Annotated in this window: 2 protein-coding genes; both read left to right on the top strand. The window is 58.5% G+C overall.

Annotated elements, in window-relative coordinates; genetic code table 11:
- The first annotated feature begins 169 nt into the window (after positions 1-169).
- A complete protein-coding gene (locus ACF8AM_RS05610; RefSeq protein ID WP_392554686.1) occupies positions 170-1420 on the top strand; it encodes an Nramp family divalent metal transporter in 1251 nt (416 codons plus the stop codon).
- A 102-nt stretch (positions 1421-1522) separates the two neighbouring features.
- Positions 1523-2967: sulfatase (locus ACF8AM_RS05605; RefSeq protein ID WP_392554685.1), on the top strand; the 1445-nt coding region annotated here is incomplete at its 3' end.

Here is a 2967-nt window from a genome sequence, read left to right as displayed (position 1 = left end):
GGGGCACGCCGAATGGCGTGCAAGACAAGGCTGGGTAGTGTACAGGACTGGCGCGCGCGGTTGGGCAAAGACCGCGAAAACTGCTTCGGAAGAAAGGAACCGCAACCGACAGCTTGAGTGATGCGAGTTCATTGAGACGGCGGCGATGTCATTCGCTACCTTAGCTGGCATGAAGCTTTCCGAGTTCTTTCGTCGTTTCGGTCCCGGACTGCTGGTCACGGCAGCGTTCATCGGTCCAGGCACCGTCACCAAAGCCACGACCGCAGGTGCCAACTTTGGTCATGCGCTGCTTTGGGCCATTGGTTTTTCCGTGATCGCAACGATCGTCTTTCAAGAAATGGCGTCGCGATTGGGGATCGTCACCGGTCGCGGTTTGGGAGAGGCGATTCGTCCAACCATCCCCAACGCGTTGGCTCGGGGATTGGCCATTGTCTTGGTCGTTTCGGCAATCATCGTCGGAAACGCTGCCTACCAGGCGGGCAATGTCGCCGGCGCCGCGGTTGGCGTTTCGGCTGCAACGGGAACGCAGCACCAAGCTGTCGTGTCGATCCTGATTGGATTGACGGCCTGGTGCATTTTGATGATCGGCCGCTATCGGTCACTGCAGCGGATTTTGGTTGCGTTGGTGGTGACGATGAGCTGCGTGTTTTTGTTGACCGCGCTGAGTGTTCCGATCGATTGGCGATCGTTCGCGCTGGGTTGGATCCAACCGACCATCCCCGATGGCGGATTGAAAGAAGTCCTCGCGATCATCGGCACGACGGTCGTGCCTTACAACTTGTTCCTTCACGCCACCGCATCGGCTGAGAAATGGTCGAGCGATAAGAAGCAGCCCGTCAGCGACGAAAACGTCCGCGACGCGATCCAGCAAAGCCGCGGCGACACGATTCTTAGCGTGGGCTTGGGCGGTTTGGTGACCGCCGCCGTGATGGCAACGGCCGCCGCCGCTTTCTTTCAGGGTAACACGGGGTTCACGAACCTGGCCGACGCCGCTCGGCAGCTTGAACCGCTGCTTGGCAACCATGCACGATGGCTGTTCGGTGTGGGGCTGTTCGCTGCGGGATTGACCAGCACCATCACCGCTCCGTTGGCCGCCGCTTACGCCGCCGCCGGTTGCTTTGGCTGGCCCATCGACTTGAAGGATTGGCGACTACGGACTGTCTTTACCATCGTGATTGTTTTTGGCACCTCGTTCGCGGCCAGCGGTTCCAAGCCCACGGACATCATCACGTTTGCTCAAGTCGCCAACGGACTGCTGCTGCCTTTGCTCGCTATCTTCTTGCTGGTGGTGATGAACAATGCGGCGTTGCTCGGCAAGCACCGCAACCACTGGATCGCTAACACGCTCGGCGTGCTCACGGTGGTCGTCGTCAGTGTTCTTGGATTGCGTAGCCTCGTCAGCGTCTTCTTCGCGGGATGATTTTTCGTGATTCGACCGCTTCAACTCGCTCGCTTGAGGACGCTGCTGTAGCTACGATGCAGAACCCCGCATTCCCACCCTCCAAGATAAAGAGCCAGCTCCATGTGGCAGGCAGCCCTTCGACGAACCCAAGACGCATGTGTGCCGATGATGGTCGCACTCTTGTTGACGGCAATGTCCGTGTTCCAGACGGTTGAAGCGAACGATCGTCCCAACATTCTCTGGCTTTCCGCAGAAGACATCAGTCCCCACATCGGTTGCTATGGTGATCCGCACGCCATCACGCCACGCATCGATCAGCTCGCCAGCGAAGGCATTCGATACTCCAACGCGTTCACCACGGCCGGTGTTTGTGCCCCATGTCGCAGCGGGATCATCACCGGGATGTACCAAACGACTCTGGGGACGCAGCACATGCGTTGCCAAGCGAAACTTCCAGAGAGCATTCGGCCGTTCTCAACGTATTTGCGTGAATCGGGATACTTCTGCACCAACAACTCCAAGCAGGATTATCAGTTCGAGACTCCGAAAGGTTCATGGGACCAATCATCGAGCAAGGCGCACTGGCGGAATCGACCGGACAAAGACACGCCTTTTTTTGCTGTTTTCAACTTCACGGGCTGCCACGAGTCCGGAATCGAGAATGATTCGAAATACAAGTCCGTCACGAAAGGCCTTTCCGAAAGTGAACGGCAAGACGCTGCTGGGCTCTCGACCTTTCCGCCGTACTATCCAGACACGCCGACCGCTCGAGAAGACTGGAAGCGAAACTACGAGCTGATCACGGCGCTCGATCATTGGGTGGGCGGGTTGCTTGACCAACTCCATGCCGACGGATTGGACGAAGACACGATCGTGTTCTTCTGGTCCGACCATGGCGTTGGGCTCCCGCGAGCCAAGCGTTGGCTCTACGACTCGGGAACGCACATCCCGTTGGTCATTCGCATCCCGGCCAAGTTCCGATCCACTGACAACGTCGCCGGGGTCGTCGATGACCGCTTGGTGAGCTCGATCGACTTTGGTCCTACCGTCTTGAATCTGGCGGGGCTGGATGTTCCAGGGCCCATGCAGGGCAAGCCGTTTCTGACCAGTCCCTTGAGCAAGCTTGCGGCTGCCGACCGGGACTACGTTTACGGTGCTCGCGACCGGATGGACGAACGTTACGACATCATTCGGATGGTGCGTGATCAGCGATACAAATACATCCGCAACTACGAACCGTTGAAGCCCTACTTTCAATACATGAACACGCCCGAAAAGGGGCAGACGATGCGGTCGATTCGCGAGGCTGAGCAGGCCGGGACGTTGCCAGAGGCAGCCATGCCGTTCTTCCGCGGAACGAAGCCGACCGAAGAGCTTTATGACCTCGAGAGTGATCCCCATGAGGTCCATAATCTCGCGTCGTCTACTGATCACACGGAGGTGCTCCATCGCATGCGTGCGGCGCACGAGCAGTGGGTGACCCGCACCAAGGACTTGGGGCTCATCCCAGAGCCGATTCTCGCCGAACGCGCCAGCGAACTGGGAAGCCAGTATGCCGTCTTGCG

Origin of the sequence: Rhodopirellula sp. JB055 (genome assembly GCF_043100905.1) — a bacterium.
GTDB lineage: Bacteria > Planctomycetota > Planctomycetia > Pirellulales > Pirellulaceae > Rhodopirellula.
The sequence above is the reverse complement of the archived record's forward strand: the minus strand, read 5'-3'. Positions and strand labels throughout refer to the sequence as shown.